Here is a 17,646-nt window from a genome sequence, read left to right as displayed (position 1 = left end):
CTCACAGTGCGGAGCACCTGGCCTTGAGCCGGCTCAGGTACTTCAGTGATGCGAGCACATCGTCCGTGTCGATCCCGAAATCGATGAGGCAGGCGACCTCGTCGACTCCGAGTTCGGCGAGACGCTCGACGAGCGGCAGGCAACTGTCGGGAGACCCGATCAGGCAGCGGGTGCTCGCGTACTCCCGATAGGTGTGCTCCAGCAGCTCGGACAGCGCCTCATCCATCTCTTCCGTCGTGCCTGCGGTACCGGGCACGGGGGCCGTCACGTCGAACAGCTTCATGGAAGAGCGCATGTACCGCGTCAGCGGTCCGCGCGCCGCGTTCAGTGCCTGATCCTCGTCACGGGTGACGAACGAGTGCAGCATGACGCTGATCCGCTCCTGCTCGACGCCGTGCCCCGCCTCGCCGAGTGCCTCGCCGTACACGGCGAGGTTGTCCTCCAGTTCTTCCCACGACTGGCCGAGCAGGTGGGTCAGGATCCCGTGCCCCTGCTCCCCGGCCCGGGCGAAGGTCGCCTCGGAGCCGGCCGCGGTGATCCAGACGGGCAGGCCGCCGCGCTGCGGGCGGGGGTACGTGCCCACCGACCGTTCCGTGCCGTCGGGGCCCTTGCGCCGGACCGTTCCGCCGGACCATAAGGTGGCGAGGTCGGCCGCGCTGTCCCACAGCATGCTCTTCCTGTTCTCGAAGTGGCCCGGTGCCAGCACGAAATCGTCGGGGTTCCAGCCCGAGGCGAGGGCGACGCCGGCCCGGCCGCCGGAGATCCGGTCCACCATGGCCCACTCCTCCGCGACCCGGAGCGGGTCGTGCAACGGGAGCACCACGCTGCCCGCGCGAATGTCCACCCGGCGGGTCGTGGCCGCCACCGCGGCGGCGGTGACGGAGGGGTTGGGGAATGGCGCACCGAACGGGTGGAAGTGCCGTTCGGGGGTCCACACCGCCGAGAACCCTTCGGAGTCCGCGAACTGCGCCGCTTCCAGCAGCAGTCGGTACTGCTCGGCGGGCTCGTCACCGTTGGCGAAGAAGAACAGGCTGAATTTCATTTCTCTTCCTTCTTTCCGGTTACCTGGCCCGCAGCTGCGGGGCGACGGAACCGACGGCGCACAGCGCAGCGTCCTTCGCCGCACACACCGAGGTGCCGGTTTCGAAGGAGAGGGCGTACACGGCATGCCGGTACAGAGCCAGCAGACGCGCGTCGCTCTCCTCGACCGCGCTCGGCCTGTAGGTGAGCACCGCCCGGAACGTGGTCGCGGTGTCGACAACGCTGAACTGGACGCGCTGACCGGGCGCCAGGGCGACGGGCCCCACCTCACGCAGCGGTCGGTCGTTCAGCAGGATCACCTCGTCCTCGTCGCGGATGTAGTTCATGACCACGGGGAGCGCTGCGAATTCCGCGAGGTGGGCATCGGAGGCCGCAAGATCGGCGTAAGGCATCGTACGTACGAGCAGCACTTGGTCGATCACGTCGCGCACGGAAGCCAGAGCGGCGTCCAACGAGACCGCCCCGGACAGGGGCAGCGGTACCGGGACGACGTTGGCGAAGGCGCCGACCGATGCGGCGAGCGAGGCGTGCGGCCGCCCGTCGAGCGGTACCGAGAGACACACCTCCGTACGCTCCTCCGCCCAGGACAGTGCGAGGGCGAAGGCGGTGAGGTGCAGCACGAACGGCGTGACGCGATGCTGCGTGCAGCGCGTCCGCAGCACCTGCTGCAGCTCCTCCCCAGGGGCCCAGGAAAGCTGCCCGGTCACCCGCGCCGCACCGGGTGGTGTCCGGTCCGTGGCCGTCACGTCCGAGGGCAGCAGCCGCCGCCACAGGGCGGCGGCATCGGCCAGCCGGTCGCCGTCGAGCCGGGTCCGCCAGGTGAGGTAGCGCGCGAAGCCGTGGTCCGGACGCGGTCGTGCGTCGGAATCCGCATAGGCCTCGGCGAGCGCCCGGCACACGTGCGTCAGCCCGATCCCGTCCAGCGCGAGGAGGTGCACGGTGAGCGCGAGCAGCGTCTGCCCGTCGGGGCCGTCGGCTGTGGCCGTCCGGAGCAGGAGTCCGCTTCCGGGATCGACGGGATCCTGCTGAGCCCGCTCGTACAACCAGGCCGACGTGTGCTGTGACGGGACGCCGGCGGGGAGCCGGTGCCGCCGTACTTCCACGGCGGGGAGTTCGGGGCCGGAGACGGACACGCGCGCGTCGGGAGAGGCCTTCAGCCTCAGTGCCGGGTAGCGGTGGAACACCGTCCGCAGCGCGGCGCGCAACCGTGCCTCGTCCAGCCGCTGTCCGGCGTCGAAGACGTAGGTCTTCTGCTGCGCGCCGGAGGGCTCGCGGGCCGACACGCGCAGTCCCGGCGGAAGCTCGTCGGGTGGGCCGGTCTCCGGCAGCTCCTCTTCCCGGGGCGGGTCTTCGGTGGGCCACCGTCGCGCGACGAGATCCGCGAGCCGAGCCGCGGTGCCGTGGGTGTAGAACTCGGTGACGGCCAGGGGGATGCCGAATCTCTCCCGCACGGCGTGGACCAGCCGGGTGGCGAGCAGCGAGTGGCCGCCCGCGTCGAAGAAGTCCTCTTCCGGGCCGAGGCCGGGGCGGTCCAGTGCCTCCCGGAACGCGTCGAGGACCTGGGGGAGAACACCGCTGTCGGGATGCGTCCGGCAGGGGTCGGGTTCCCCGCCCGGCCGGCTGCCGGGAGCAGGCAGCCGGGCCGGGTCCACCTTGCCGTTGACGTTCGTCGGCATCCGGTCGATCGTGGTGAACGAGGCCGGCACCATGGCGGCCGGAAGCCGCTCGCGCAGCCGGGCTCGGGTACGCCGCACCACATCCGTGGCGTCCGGCGCGGTGACGAGGTACGCGTCGATCCGGCGGTCGCCCGCCGCGCCCCGGACCACCAGCGCGACGTCCAGGATGTCCGGATCCTCGCGTACGGCCAGCTCGATCTCCGCCGGTTCCACACGGACTCCGCGGATCTTGACCTGCCGGTCGCCGCGGCCCAGGAACTCCACATCGCCGGAGTGCGGCAGGCGTACCAGGTCTCCACTGCGGTAGACCCGGCCGCTGTCGGCGCGGTGACCGAACCGTTCCTCGGTCAGCTCCGGCCGGCCCAGGTACCCGGTGGCCACGCACACCCCGCCGATGCTCAGTTCGCCGACGGTGCCACGGGGCACGGGTTGCCCGTCCTTGCCCACGATGCGCAGCACGGTGTTCTGGATGGGGCGGCCGACGGGGGCGCGCCGCGGCCATGCGCCGGGCGGGCCGTGGAAACGGTGCGACGTGACGACGTGGGTCTCGGCCGGCCCGTAGTTGTTGATCAGTTGGCACTCGGCGCGTGCTTCGAAGAACGCCAGCACGTGCTCGCCGATCTCCAGTTGCTCGCCGGTGGACGCGATCTCACGCAAGGACGCGAACGCGTCGGCGTCGTGGCGGAAGCGGGCCGCCAGCGCATGCAGGAGAGACACCGGCACGATGGCTTTTTCGACCTGGTGCTTGTCCACGAACCGCGCCAGGGCGTCATGGTCCTGCTTGGTCTCCTCGTCGGCGATGTGCAGGGAGCCGCCCGCGCAGAGGGCGGCGAAGGTCTCGTGGAAGGCGGCGTCGAAACCGTAGGAAGCCAGTTGCAGCCAGCGCCGCGCCCTGGTGTACCCCTCGGTCTCCCAATGGATGAGGTTCGCCAGCGCCCGGTGGGGGAAGTGGATGCCCTTCGGTGTTCCGGTGGTACCGCTGGTGTAGGTGACGTACGCACCCGTCTCCCCGACGGCTGTGTCGCCGGGCGCGGCCGGGTCGCTGCCCAGGAACGCGGTGAGATCCGGTACGGCGACTGCCCGCGCCCGCTGCGCGAACTCCGCGTCCGCGGCGTGTTCGCACAGTACGACTTCGGCGCCGCAGTCCTCGGCCATGGCAGTGAGGCGCTGCCGGGGGTGATCGAGGTCGAAGGGCACCGGGGTGGCTCCGGCCCGGAGCACCCCGAGCAGGGCCGCTACCAGCGGGACGCCGCGCCGCATGGCCAGGCCCACGGTGGAGGCCGTTTCCACCCCGTGTGACCGAAGCAGCCCGGCGATCCCGGCCGATACTTCGGCCAACTGCCCGTACATCAGCTCGAACCGGCCGTCCGTCACGGCGAGCCGTTCGGGCACCCGGTCCGCCCACCGGGCGAAAACCGCGTGGACGGGCAGCTCGGGGACGTCGACGGCCGGGCCCGTCAGCGAGGACGCGGCGAGCGCGGCGGCCTCGGGCGGCTCTGCCGGTATGGCCGAGATGCGGGCCGTCGGGTGCTCCATCAGGGCACCGAGTACGTGCGCGAACCCCTCCTGCCAGGCCGCGACCGTCTCCCGGTCGAACCGATCGGTGTCGTACAGGAAGCGGCCGGCGAGCGCGCCGTCCTCGTCGAACCAGCAGTCCAAGGAGAGGGGGTACGGGCTCGTGGTCCGGGCGAACGCCACAGGGCGCGCCTGGAGGCCTGCGGGCGGTTCCGGGACGCTCGCCCGCCGGCTGAGCATGTTGAACAGCACAGGGAAGACCGACGCGCCGTCCGGCGCCCGGTGGCGGCCACTGCCCGTACCCAGCTCCTGGAGCATCATTTCGAACGGCAAATCCTGGTGGTCCAGGGCCGACGTGAGGCGCTCGGCGGTGTCCTGCAGCAAGGACCGGACATCGCGGTCCGCCGCGATCCGGGCACGGAACGGCAGGGTGTTGACGAAATTGCCGATGAGGTCGCGGGTCTCGGGCCGGTGCCGTCCCGACACCGGGATGCCGATGACGAAGTCGCCCTGGTTACCGATCTTGCTGAGCAGGGTGACGAACGCCATGAGGACGACGACGAAGGAGGTGACGCCCTCCCGCCCGGCGTAGTCCCCGACGGCTCGGGAGACCGTCGCCGGAAGCTTGAACTCCCATGCGTCGCCCTGGTGGGTGCGCTGGGCACCGGGTGACCGGTCACTGGGCAGTTCCAGCGGGTCGGGCAGGTCGGCCAGGGCGTCGCGCCAGAACCGCCGCTGCCGGTCGGCCTCCTCGGACCGGAGCCACCGGGCCTGCAGCTGAAGGTAGCGATCCAGCATTCCGTCGATGGGCTGCGGGGCCGGCCCGCCGCCGGTCCGCCGGGCATAGCCGGTGTAGAGGTCGCGCAGGAGAATTCCGGTGGAGTGGGCGTCCGCGCCGATGTGGTGCAGGACGAGGGCCAGCACATGCCGGTCCGGCGCGGTGCGCAGAAGTCTCGCCACGAACGTCGGTGCCCGGTCCAAGGGGATCGTGGTGCCGATCAGTTCGGTGAGCTGCCGGCTCAGGGCCTCCTCGTCGGGCACGTCCACCAGTGGCAGGTCCACCGCCACGTCGGGCACGATCACCTGCTCCGGTCGTCCGCCGGAACGGCGGAACCGCACCCGCAGGCTCTCGTGCCGGGCCACGACGTCGGTGAGCGCGGCGCTCAGGGCTGCCACGTCCAGCGGTCCCCGGAGATCGGCGAGCACGGGAACGTTGTAGGACTGCGCGGCTCCCGGTATCTCGCTGAGGAAGAGGAACCGCTCCTGCAACGGCCCCACGGGGAGACTGATCTCCTGGCCCGGCGCGGGCTCCGTCGCACGAGGCGCCACTTCGGACCGTTCCTCCGTGCCGGGCCCGGCCGTGTGCATCAGCCGGGCCAGACGGCGCGGCGACGGATTCCTGAGGAACGAGCCGAGCGGCACCGCCCGCTGCCATCGCGCCCCGGCCAGTGCCGCGATCCGGGTGGCCAGCAGGGAGTCGCCACCGAGGGCGAACAGGTCGTCGTCCAAGGACACGTCGTCATGGCCGAGAGCACGGGCGAAGATCGCGCAGGCTGCTTGCTCGTCGGTGCTCTCCGTACGGTGGGAAGCGGGTGCGACGGCGGCTGCCGGGGCGGGAACGGGGGCCGGGAGCGGCGGCACCTGCTGCGGGTGTGCCGCAAGCCAGTAGCGCTGCCGGTCGAACGGATAGAGCGGCAGCTCGGTGATCCGGCCACCATCGGCCGGAGTGACACGGCGGGGGTCCACCGGCAGGCCCAGGACCCAGGCGCGGCCGAGCGCGGCCAGAAGAGCCTCGTGGCCCGGCCGTGCTTCCTGCGGCACGGCTCCGAGGACGGCACCCGCGAAGTTGGGGGGCACCGAGCAGGGCAGGGCGGCACCCGGCGCAGGCGTGACGATCGCGGACACCGGAGGGGTCAGGGTGCGCTGCCCGGGAGCCGCCGGCCGGCCGGTGAACACCGTCGTGCCGTCGGGAACCCGGCCCGCGGAACAGAGCTGCGCCCCGTCCGGGTCGTACCAAGGGACGCGGACGGCGCTGAGTTCCGCGTCGCGCAACACGTGTTCCCACGAGGTCTCCCGGGCCGAAGCGGCCAGGGCCGTGGCGAGGGCGTCCTCGGGCAGGGCCCCGGTGAGTACCGCGGCGGCGGGTCTGGCCGCCACCTCGGCGATGACCGCTCCCGGCCGTATGCCGTGGGTCGCCCACACGGCGGAGCAGCCCAGGGTGACCACCGCGTTCACCAGGGGTTCCGGTGCCTGGCGGGGGAAGTCGGTCAAGGCGTCGTGGACGGTCGTGCCACGGGCGGTGGCCCACGAGGAGATCAGGCGTCCGGTGGTCTCGCGGAAGGCCGGCTGGTGCTCCCAGAGCGAGCGCAGCGCTTCCAGGGTCCAGACGTCGTGCCTCAGAAGGAATGCGGGCATCCGCTGCCCCCGGTCCGCCGGGGACGCTTCCCCGTCGAGGAGGAGCGGCGCGTGGTGCGCGCGCCACAGCAGTGCCCGGCGCAACGGATGCACCTCGCGACCCTCGCTCAGGGTGAAAGCGACATCGCGCACATCGTCCGGATCCGCTGTGGCGACGCGTTCACGCAACCGCGCCTCCAGTGCGTGCAGGGACCGGGGGGACGTCGCCGAGAACGGCAGCAGCAGGTGGTCCGGTACGGCCTTCCGCTCGGCCTGCGGAACCGCCGGTGCCTCCTCCACGAGGAGGTGCACATTGGTGCCACCGACTCCGAAGGAGCTGACTCCCGCCAGCAGCGGCCCCGGCGCCGTCCACGGGAGCGTGCGCGTCTGCACGTGAAACGGCGACCCGGCGAAGTCGATGTGCGGGTTGGTTCGCTCGCACCCCAGGGTCGGCGGGAGCGTGCGGTGCCGCAGTGCCAGCACCACCTTGATGAGCCCGGCGATGCCGGAGGCCGAGTCCAGGTGCCCGATGTTGGACTTGACCGAACCGATGGCGCAGAAGCCGGTGGCGTCGGTGGTTTCGCGGAACGCCTCGGTCAGGGCGCTGACCTCGATGGGGTCGCCGAGCACGGTGGCCGTACCGTGCGCCTCCACGTAGGACACCTGGTCGGCGGTGACACCCGCCAGCTGATGCACGTAGGCGATCAGCTCGGCCTGGCCCTCGGTGCTGGGAGCGGTGAAGCCGCTCTTGCGCGGGCCGTCATTGTTCATCCCGCCGGCCCGGATGACCGCCAGCACCCGGTCGCCGTCCTGCAGTGCGTCCTCCAGGCGGCGCAGCACGACCAGGCCGACACCGCTGGCGAACACGGTGCCCTGCGCCTCGTCGGAGAAGGGCAGACAGCGGCCGTCCGGGGAGGCGATGCCGCCTGCCTCGTACACGTAGCCGAGTTCTTCCGGCATGATGCCGGCGCCACCGGCCAGGGCGGCGTCGGCCTCGTAGTCGAGCAGAGCGCGGCACGCCTGGTGCACCGCGGCCAAGCTGGAGGCACAGGCACAGTCCACCGCGATGCTCGGGCCGGTCAGCCCCAGCCGGTAGGACAGCCCGGTGGCCCCGAACCCCCGGTCGTTGCCCATCAGGACACGGTGCCAGCCCAGGGCCTCCACCGCTTCGGGGTGCCCGAGCACATGGCGCAGCAGGTAGTCCGAATGGTTCAGACCGACGAACACACCGATCCGGTCGCGACCGGCGGACGGGGCCAGACCCGCGTCCTCCAGCGCGTGTACGGCCGTTTCCAGCAGAAAGCGCTGCTGCGGGTCGGTGATCCTGGCCTCGGCCGGGGTCATGCCGAAGTAGGCGGCGTCGAAGAGGGCGGGGTCGGCGAACCCCTTGCGCTCGGCGACGTACGACGGATCGCCGAGCGCCCGGTCCAGCAGTCCCGCGCGCCGCAACTCGTCGTGGGGCACGTGTTCGTGCGGGGCGATGCCGTCACGCAGCAAATCCCAGAACTGTGCGGCCGATTCGGCCCCCGGGAAGCGGCACGCCATGCCGGTGACGGCGATGGCCGGGAGGGCGTCTTCATGCTCTGCTGGGCCGTCCACGGCCATGGTTCACGCTCCGGTGGGGCCTCGTAGGTACAGGGGGTCAGACGGCTTCCGGACCGGAGCCGGTGCCGCGCAGACGTTGCTTGCGCTGGACTTGCTGGCGGCGTTTGAGCTGCGCGGCGCGGCGGGCCCGCGACGCGGCCTCCGGCACAGCCGTGGACTCGGAACCGGTGTCCTGGCCGCGGGCCAGGTGGGCGGCGTAGGTCCGCACACTGGGGAAGCGGAACAGATCCACGATCCGGGCGTCGGCGTGGACGTGCTTACGCACCTCGGTGAGCAGCCGGGCCACCAGGATCGAACTCCCTCCGGAGCGGAAGAAGTCGGCCGTGGGACCGATCGTGTCGTCGGCGAGGACGGAACGCCAGACGCCCAGGAGCTTCACCTCAAGCTCCCCGATGGGCTCCTGGGGTGCCTCCTCGGCCTTGTCGAGGGGGACCGGTGGCAGGGCCCTGCGGTCCGTCTTGCCGCTTGCCGTGGTCGGCAGGGATGTACGGGTGACAAAGACGGCCGGCAGCATCTGATCCGGCAGCACCTCGGCCAGCCCGGCCCGCAGCACTTCGGGGTCCAGCGGGTGGCCCTCGCGAGGGACACAGTGGGCGACCAGCACACTGCGCTGTTCGGTGCGCTGAACGGTCACCGCGCATTCGGCTACGGCCGGCAGGGCGTTGACGGCCTGCTCGATCTCCTCCAGCTCGATCCGGTAGCCGTTGACCTTGACCTGGTTGTCCATGCGGCCGACCAGTTCGAGATGACCGCCGGGGAGCAGCCGGGCCACATCGCCGGTCCGGTACACCCTGCCCTCACCGGGCACCGACGCCAGAACGGGAAAGCGGGCCTCGGTGAGTTGCCGGTCGCCGACGTACCCCTGGGCCACGCCGGCGCCGGCCAGCACCAGCTCACCGTACATTCCGACCGGTACCGAGTGGAGGGCCGCGTCCACCACGTACGCGGCGGTGTTGGCCAGCGGCTTGCCGATCAGTACCTTCTCGGGACGGTCGGGAACCTCCCAGCACGTGGACCACACGGTGGTCTCCGTCGGCCCGTACATGTTCAGAACCTTCGGGATGCCCAGCGCCTTCAGCCTCCGGGCCAGCGTGGTGTCGAGCGTCTCACCGCCGACCATGAGAAGGCGCAGTGAACGCAACGCCTCCTCACCCCCGGGGAGTTGCAGCACTCCGCGCAACAGGGTGGGCGTCGCCTGCATGGCCGTCGCCTTCTCACCCAGAATCAGTTCGGGGACCGTCGCGGGCTCGCGCTCGCCCGCGGAGCGCGGTGCGTTCCGCAGCGTCTCCGATGTCTCCGCGAGCACCACGGGGATGCCGCGTGCGAGGGTCCAGAGCAGTTCGACGACGGCTATGTCGAAGGTCACCCCGGTGACGGACAGCCAGACCGCGTCCTCGGGCAGCGGGACCGCCCGGTCGAGGGCGGTGAACAGATGGGCCAGGTTGGCGTGGGAGATCTCGACGCCCTTGGGCAGCCCGGTCGAGCCCGACGTGAAGATGACGTACGCGGAGTCCGTGCCGGCCACGGGCTCACCGACGTCCCGCGTGCCCAGCAGGCCGGCTGCGTCGATCCGCGCTCCGGTGAAACCTGGGCACTCTCCCCCGTAAGGCTCCCCCGTGACGAGCGCGGTACACCGCGCGGTGTCCAGCATCGTCTCGACGCGTGCCGTGGGGGCGGCGCCGTCCAGCGGCACGTACACCAGGCCCGCCGACATGATGCCCAGCAGGACGGCGACCAGCTTCGGAGTCCTCGGCATGAGCACACCGACCCGCTGGCCCGGGCGCAGGCCCGCGGCCGCCAGTCCCGCGGCAACCGCTCGCGCCATACGGGCCACGTCACCGCGGGACAGGGTCGTGCCGCGGAACGTCAGGGCAGGCTGGTCCGGTTCCTCGGCGAGCCGGTCCCGTATGAGCGCGTGCACGGGAGCGGGCGGTACGGGGCAGACGGTACGGGCGTTCCAGCGGGCGATGTCGGCTGCTTCGGCGGGATCGATCAGCGGCAGCTCACCGAGCCGGGCGTCCGGCGCCGCGCACATGCGCTCGACGAGATGCCGGAACCAGGCGACGAAGCGCCGCGCGTCGTCCGCGTCCCACAGAGTCGTGTCGTACACCAGCAGCGCGTGCAGTTCATCGCCGTCCTCGCGCAGTTTGAACAGAAGGTCGTACTGCGCGGAGTAGACAGGGGTGTCGGCGGGCTCGGCCTCGACGCCGGGGAACGTCAGATTCTCGTCCGGGTAACTCTGCAGGATGAAGATGGTCTGGAAGACCGGTGAGTGCGAGCTGCTGCGTTCGGCGGCGACAGCCTGCACCACCTGGTCGAACGGAAGGTCCTGGTGGGCGAACGCCTCGAATGCCGTTCTCCTGACCTGGGTCAGGAAGTCCCGGACGGTCTGCTGTTCGTCGATACGGTTGCGCAGAGTGATGGAGTTGAAGAAGAGTCCGAGGGAGTTCTCCAACACCGGGTAGGGACGGTTCGCCAGCGGACTACCCAACGCGATGTCGTCGCTGCGGCTCAGCCGGGACAGCAGGAGCGAGTAGGCGGCGGCGAATGCGCTGTACAGCGTGGTACCTGTCCGGGCGCACAATTCCTTGGCCCTGCGGAGGAATTGCGCATCGTAGACGGAAGTGAACGCCGAGCCCCGGTAGTGCTGGACGGCGAGACGAGGCCGGGACGGCACGAGGTCGAGCACCGGGGGGAGCTGGGCCAGGGTCTGACGCCAGTACTCGCGCTGCTGCTGGGCGAGTTCGCTCCCCAGCCATTCACGCTCCCAGACGGCGTAGTCGGCGTACTGCACGGGCAGGTCGGGCAGGCGCGGTCTCCGCTTCTCCAACCGTGCCGTGTAGCACTCCGACAGCTCCTTCCGGAGGAGTCCGGTCGACCACCCGTCGGAAATCACATGATGCTGGGTGACGACGAACACCCACCGCCGGGGACCGGTGCGTACCAGGTCGAAACGGATCAGCGGGGCCACGGCGAGGTCGAACCTGGTGGAGACGATGGCGAAGAGGGTGTCGTCGATCGATTCGGGACCGGCCTCGTGCTGCTCGAAAACGGGTGCGCACCGCTCGTCGATCACCTGCCGCAGGCCGTCGTCGGCCTCGACCAGGGCGGTTCGCAGGACTTCGTGTCGGGCGGTGACGTCCGCGACGGCTTCCCGCAGCACGGCCTCGTCCAGGGCGCCCCGCAGCTCGTAGGCGAAGTACATGTTGTACACGGGAAGTTCGGTCGCGGTCTGCTCGATCAGCCAGAGCCGCTGCTGCGCGTAGGAGGCGGGGAGGGGGAGCGTCCGGTCGACGCGTTCGATGCGGACCTGCCGCCGGGCCTCTTCCTCCCGGTACTCGCGCAGGAACTGCAGAATCTCCTCGCGGTGCGCACGGATGGTGTCCTTGACGTCGTCGGTCAGGGCACCGTCCGGCGACGACACCGCCAGTCGGTCGGCCTTGGCCGCGACCCGGATACCGTCCCTCGCCAGACGCTCCAGAAGGGCGGTGATGTTCACAGTTCGACCGTTCCCCTCGTGTCGTCGTGACCGTCGGACGTGAGGGTCCGGTACAGGTTCATCGATGCCGTTTCCGCGATCACCAGCTCCGTCATGCCGGCCAGCGTCTCGGCATCGAGCAGATCGCCGAGTGGGACGCGCACCCGCAGGCGCTCGCGGATCCTGGCCAGTACCTGTGAGGCCACGATGGAGTGCCCGCCCAGTTCGAAGAAGCTGTCGTCGGGCGCCACGGATTCGACCCCCAGCACCTGTCGCCAGATCTCCGCCAGCTGGTCCTGGATCTCCGAAGGATCCGAAGGAGCGGTGACAGGAGCCGCGGGCGCGTCGTCGGCGGCGGGGGACACCGGGGGCGCTGAGGACTGCGGGGGCTCGGCTGCCCAGTGGCGCGCCGTGTCGAAGGGGTACGACGGCAGCACCGTACGGCGGGCGGCAGCGGATCTGGGCAGCAGGTCCCAGGCCACGTCGGCGCCCCTCTCCCAGCAGTGTGCGACCAGGCCCAGCCACTGTTCCCAGGAGGCCGGCGCCGGGAGGACAAGGGGGAAGCGCGCGGGCAGCACGGTCTCCGCTCCGCCCAGCACCGCGGAGCGGGACACCTCCACGAGATGGTCCGGCGAGGGAAGCTTGCCGACGGGCAGGGTCTCACCGAGCGTCACGGACAGCAGGTCACACGAGGGACGCGTCCACGGCGCGGCCGTCAGCTCCCGCTCGATCGCCATCAGCTCCCGCTCACACCGGCTCAGGTCACCGTCCCGGCCCGTCGCGGCCACCATGCGTGTGTGGCGGAGGAAGCCGCGCATCGCCACGTCCCAGGGCAACACTCCGGCGAACGCGAACGTCACGTACTCGCCCGCGCCCACGGCCGCCAGGGCCTCCGCTGTCACGCCGAGGGCTCGCAGCGCCTCCAGGGCGCCGTGGGCCGCTCGGAAGGCGTCGCCGGACACCCCGTCGAACGCGTCCAGACGGTCCGGGCCCGGGCGTTCCAAGGCCGTACGCAGCCGAGGCAGCCGGTCGGCGAGAAGGTGGATGCCAGGGGGACCGGCCGCGAAGGCCTCGTCCAGGCCGACGCCCAGCACAAGGGGCTCCTGCGGCGTGGGTGCGGCACCCTCACCCAAGGACGCGGCGAGCTCCCGCAGCGACGGAGTGACCCACGCCCGCCTCAACTGCCGCGCTTCGCGGCCTTCCTGCAGTGTGAACGCCACGTCGGCAGCGGCGCTCGGGCCCGGTACCGACGGGACCGCACGCGCCAGTTGCTCGCACACCGCGTGGAAGGCGCGAGGTGAGTGCGCCGACACCGGATAGATCTGTGGCTCGGACACGGGTTCGGCCGCAGCGGGCACCACGTCGGGGGACTGCTCCAGGACGACGTGCGCGTTGGCCCCGCCAAGGCCCAGGGAGGTGACCGCGGCACGCCGCGGGTGCGCGGATTCGGGCCACGGGCGCGTACGGGTGTTGATGTACAAGCCGCTGTCTTCGAGCGTGATGGCGGTGTTCAGTACGGAGTGGCCCACGGTCGCCGGCACGGTCGCTGCACGCAGCGCGAGTACCGTCTTCAGGAATCCGGCCATCCCCGCGGCGATGTCGAGATGACCGACCGAGGACTTCACCGTGCCCACGGCACAGGGCGAGCTCACCCCGAGCAGCCCCCGGGCTTCCTTGAGAGCGGCCAGTTCCACGGGATCCCCCAGGGGGGTGCCCGTACCATGCGCTTCCACGTAGCCCACGGTCGCCGGATCGACGCCGGAGTCGGTCAGAGCCGCGACGATGGCCTCGCGCTGCCCTCGTACGGTCGGCGCGGCGAAGCTCTGGCGGTCGGCACCGTCGTTGCTCAGCGCCGAACCCCGCACCACCGCGTGGACGGTGTCGCCGTCGCGCAGCGAGTCGTCGAGGCGCTTGAGCACCACGACGCCGACGCCGCTGCCCGGCACCGTGCCGCCGGCCGCGTCGTCGAAGGGACGCAGCCGGCCGTCCGGTGCGAGTACGCCGCCGTCGACGGCGCGGTAACCGTACTCGTACGGCATCAGCAAGGAGACGGCTCCCACCAGCGCGAGGTCACAGTCTCCGGCGAGCAGGCTGCGCCGGGCGAGGTGGATGGCGGTGAGCGACGTGGAACACGAACTGCTCACGAAGACGCTCGGACCGCGCAGGTCCAGATGGTAGGAGACCCGGAGCGGCAGCGCGGTCGGGCTGTCCAGCAGGCCGGCGGGGGCCTGGTGACCGCCGGGCAGGTAGCGGGCGTACCGGTTGTCTCCGCCGCCGCAGAAGACGCCGATCCTCCGGTCCTGCCGGCGGCCGGCCCATCCGGCGTGTTCGAGCGCGTGCACGGCCTCCTGGAGAAGCAGACGGTGCTGGGGGTCCATGGCCGCCGCCTCGGCGGGGGAGATCCCGAAGTAGTCCGCGTCGAATTGGTCGATGTCGTCCAGTGTTCCGGAGACCGGCACGTATTGGGGATCCGTCTGCAGTTCCCCGGGGACACCCAGCGCGCGGATGCGTTCCGGCGTGCGGGACGTGAGGAAGCAGGCCCCCTGGACCAGGTTCTCCCAGTAGGCTTCGATGTCCGGTGCGCCCGGGAACCGGCAGGCCATGCCGATCACGGCGACACCCTGCGGCGTTTCCCGCAGGTCCGGGTCAGTCGGCATGCTCTGTCTCCCCTTCGGTGCCGTTCAGCAGGCGTGCGACGGCCGCCACGGTCGGGTAGGTGAACAGGTCGGTGACTGCGACGTCGGCCCTGAACTCCTGCCTGATCAGGCGGTGCAGGCGAATGAGGGTCAAGGAGTTCCCGCCCAGTTCGAACAGGCTGCTGTCGCGGGGGATCCGTGTGCTGTCGATGCTGAGGGCCGTGGCCCACAGGTCCGTGAGACGGCGTTCCAGATCGCCGCGCGGAGCGCCCTCGGCCGTCGTACTCCGCCCGACCTCGGGCGTCGGCAGGGCACGCGCATCGACCTTTCCGGTGGGGGTCACGGGCAGCTCCGGCAGCCCGATGAGGTGGTCGGGTACCAGTTCGGCAGGCAGTCGCTCGGTGAGGTGGCGACGGAGGCCGTCGAGGTCGACGCCGTCGGCCACCACGCAGTAGGCCAGGAGGGAGTCGGGCGCCTCCGGCCGCACGGTGACCACGGCATCGCTGACCTCCGGATACGCCATGATCAGGTGACGGAGCCCGTCGAGTTCGACCCGCAGCCCGCGCACCTTCACCTGGGCGTCGTCGCGGCCACGGAACTCCAGCACGCCGTCCTCGCGGAAGGCCGCGAGGTCTCCCGTCCGGTACAGGCGTGCCGAGGGGTCCTGACTGAACGGGTGCGGGATGAAGCGCTCTGCGGTGAGTTCGGCGCGGTTGATGTAGCCGAGGGCCAGCGGGAGCCCGCCGAGGTGGAGCTCCCCCACGAAGCCCGGCGGGAGCGGCTGCCCCCCGGGCCCCAGTACGTAGGCCTGAGCACCGTGGACCGGGCGTCCGATGGGTACGGTTGCCGTTCCCGTGCGGTCTTCGGCTGAGCACCGGTGGAACGTCGCGTCGATGGTGGCCTCGGTGGGTCCGTACAAGTTGACGACTTCGGCACGGCACGCCCGCCGGACGGCATCGACCACCGGGCGTTCCAGCGGTTCGCCGCCCGAGAAGAGCCGGCGCAGCGCGGTACAGTCCGACAGGGTTCCTTCGGCCAGGACGGCCTTGAGCAGCGTGGGGACGAACTGGGCCACGGTGACCCCGTACCGGCGCATTTCCGACAGCAGCAGGGCCGGGTCGCGGTGCGCCCCTTCAGGCGCGATCACGGTGAGCGCACCGGCTGTGAGCGGCGCCAGGTACTCCCATACGGAAGCATCGAAGATGCCCGGTGTCTTGAAGTAGAAGCGGTCGTCAGCGCGCCACCCGAATTCCTGCCGCTTCCAGGCAAGGTGGTTCGCCAGGGCCCGGTGCGGGACGACGACGGTCTTGGGCAGACCGGTGGTGCCCGAAGTGGCGATGAGGTAGGCGGGGGCGCTTCCGCTCAGTGGCACGTCCTCGAACGGCCGGTGCGGGACGTCCTCGGCGGCCTGCTCCAGGTCGACCAGGGGGATGCCCTCCGGTATTCCCCTGTCGGTGGCGCCGTGCACGACGGCGGCGGCAGCCCCTGAGTCCGAGAGGAGGAAGGCGCGCCGGCGCGCCGGCTGCTCGCCGTCCACGGGCAGAAAGGCGTGTCCACTGCGTAACACCGCGAGGACCGACGCGACGAAGCGCACCGACCGGGGCAGGCACAGCGCCACGACGCTTCCGGGCGGAAGAGCGAGGGCCGCGATCCGCGACGCGATGTCGCGGCTCATCAGGTCCAGCTCCCGGTACGAGTACGCCTGGCCGTTCTCCAGGACGGCGACGCTGTCCGGAGCCGTCCGCGCCTGCTGGGTGAAGCACTCCGGAACGAGTGCTGCCCGCTCGTCGGGTGGCACGGGATTCCAGGAGTCGAGCACCAGGGCGCGGTCTGCCGCGGACGCCAACGGAACGGCCCGTACCGCTCCGTCCCAGCCGGTGACGATCGCGCGGAGGATCTCCTCGCAGGCGGCGGCGATACGCCGGGCGGTCGCCGGCTCGTACAGCCGCTTCCGGAACTCCAGCAGGCCGGTCACCTGCGTGCCGCGGATCTCCACGGACAGCATGAGATTGGCCTTGCCGTCCCGGACCGCGGTGGGAATCTCCGTCACCCCGATGCCGGGCAGCGGCAGGCGCTCCGCCGTCGCGTCGTTCAGGGACAGCATCGCGGGGAGGTCGGAAACCCCCGAGTGCGGGTGGGTCGCCTTGCGCACCTGGTCCCAGAGCCGGTCCAGTGGTGCGCTCTGGTGGTCGAAGCTCTCGAACAGGGAGTCCTGCACGGCCGCCACATAGTCGTGTAACCCGAGATCGCGCTGCTCCGGGCAGCGGAAGGCCAGCAATTCTGTGAACAGGCCCACCACTCGGTCGTACTCGGACCTCTTCCAGTCGATCGCCGGGTACGTGATGAGGACGTCATCAGCCCTGGAGAAGTGCTGCAGAGCCACGGCGAAGGCCGCGAGCAGGACGGCGAACGGGGTGAAGCCGAGGCGCTCGCTGGTGGTCAGGAGGCCGGCCGGCACGGCGACCGGCACCGATGCCATGTGCAGGGCGTCCGGTTCCGTGGCGGGCGCTTCCGGTGCGTGCAACACGTCACCGTGCCAGCCCTTGAGGTAGTCGCCCCAGAACGCGGCACCGCGGGCGCCGTCGGGCGACGCGAAGTGCTCCTCCTGCCAGCGGGCGTAATCGAAGTAATCGGTGCGTGCAGGAGTCTGCTCCACCGGCGCTCCGCCGGCCGCTGCGGAGTACGCCTCGGCGAGATCCTCCAGGACGATCGGCACCGAGGGGGCGTCCACCGCCACATGGTCGAAGACCAGCAGGAGAACGGAGTTCTCGGGGCTGAGGCGGAAGAGGTGCGCGCGCAGCCGCGCCGTCGACTCCGGCCCGAACGGCCGGGAGATCTCGCCGGCCAGACGCTCTCGCAGGCTGTCGGCCGGGATGTCGTGCACGGCCAGAACTCGCGCGGGCACCGTGCCCAGGGACTGGTGGAGCGTGCCGTCCTGGGCTTCGTCGATGTCCACACACAGAGCCGGGTGACGTTCCATCACCCGCCGCACTGCGCCTTCGAGTGCCGATGCATCGACGGGACCGGTCAGGCGATAGGCCCTGGGGACGTTGTAGAGGTCGCTGTGCTGGTAGAGCTGCTGCGCGGCCCAGACGGCCCGCTGTTGTTGGGAGAGCGGGGCAGCGGCCGTCATGATCCGCGCAGGGGAGCCCGTGCCGTAGTCCTGACCAGCTGCGCCGCTCATGCGGACACGTCCTGTTCGAGGACCGGCACGATCCCTCGTTCCGCGTACCGTGCGGACTCGTCGTCCATTGCTTGCCGTGGCATGAGTGTGCTTGCTCCCGTCCGCATGCTTTTGTCA

At 71.0% G+C, this 17,646-nt stretch carries 5 protein-coding genes; all 5 read right to left on the bottom strand.

Annotated features, from left to right (window positions below; all coding sequences use genetic code 11):
• Nucleotide 1: 1 nt before the first annotated feature.
• From AB0L45_RS07630 to AB0L45_RS07610, 5 genes are read right to left on the bottom strand one after another with little or no spacing between them, the layout of a single operon-like run.
• Nucleotides 2-1,042 carry a MupA/Atu3671 family FMN-dependent luciferase-like monooxygenase gene (locus AB0L45_RS07630; RefSeq protein WP_361615148.1) on the bottom strand — a complete coding sequence of 347 codons (1,041 nt, stop codon included), beginning with the start codon at nucleotides 1,040-1,042 and terminating at the stop codon, nucleotides 2-4.
• Between the two features lie 19 nt (nucleotides 1,043-1,061).
• Nucleotides 1,062-8,231, bottom strand: coding sequence for an amino acid adenylation domain-containing protein (locus AB0L45_RS07625; protein WP_365837167.1), 7,170 nt, complete (start codon nucleotides 8,229-8,231; stop codon nucleotides 1,062-1,064).
• A gap of 37 nt (nucleotides 8,232-8,268) precedes the next feature.
• Entirely contained in the window at nucleotides 8,269-11,730 is a 3,462-nt protein-coding gene (locus AB0L45_RS07620) for an amino acid adenylation domain-containing protein (protein WP_365837165.1), read from the bottom strand.
• Entirely contained in the window at nucleotides 11,727-14,366 is a 2,640-nt protein-coding gene (locus AB0L45_RS07615) for a beta-ketoacyl synthase N-terminal-like domain-containing protein (RefSeq protein WP_365837163.1), read from the bottom strand. The genes AB0L45_RS07620 and AB0L45_RS07615 overlap by 4 nt, the downstream gene beginning before the upstream one ends.
• The gene (locus AB0L45_RS07610; RefSeq protein ID WP_365837161.1) at nucleotides 14,356-17,529 is read right to left on the bottom strand and encodes an amino acid adenylation domain-containing protein; all 3,174 of its coding nucleotides are present in this window, start codon (nucleotides 17,527-17,529) and stop codon (nucleotides 14,356-14,358) included. Before AB0L45_RS07610 ends, AB0L45_RS07615 begins: the two co-directional genes overlap by 11 nt.
• Nucleotides 17,530-17,646: the final 117 nt, after the last annotated feature.

This window comes from Streptomyces sp. NPDC052496 (assembly GCF_040679095.1).
In the GTDB taxonomy this organism is placed as follows: domain Bacteria; phylum Actinomycetota; class Actinomycetes; order Streptomycetales; family Streptomycetaceae; genus Streptomyces.
This window is presented reverse-complemented; position numbering and strand designations above follow the sequence as displayed.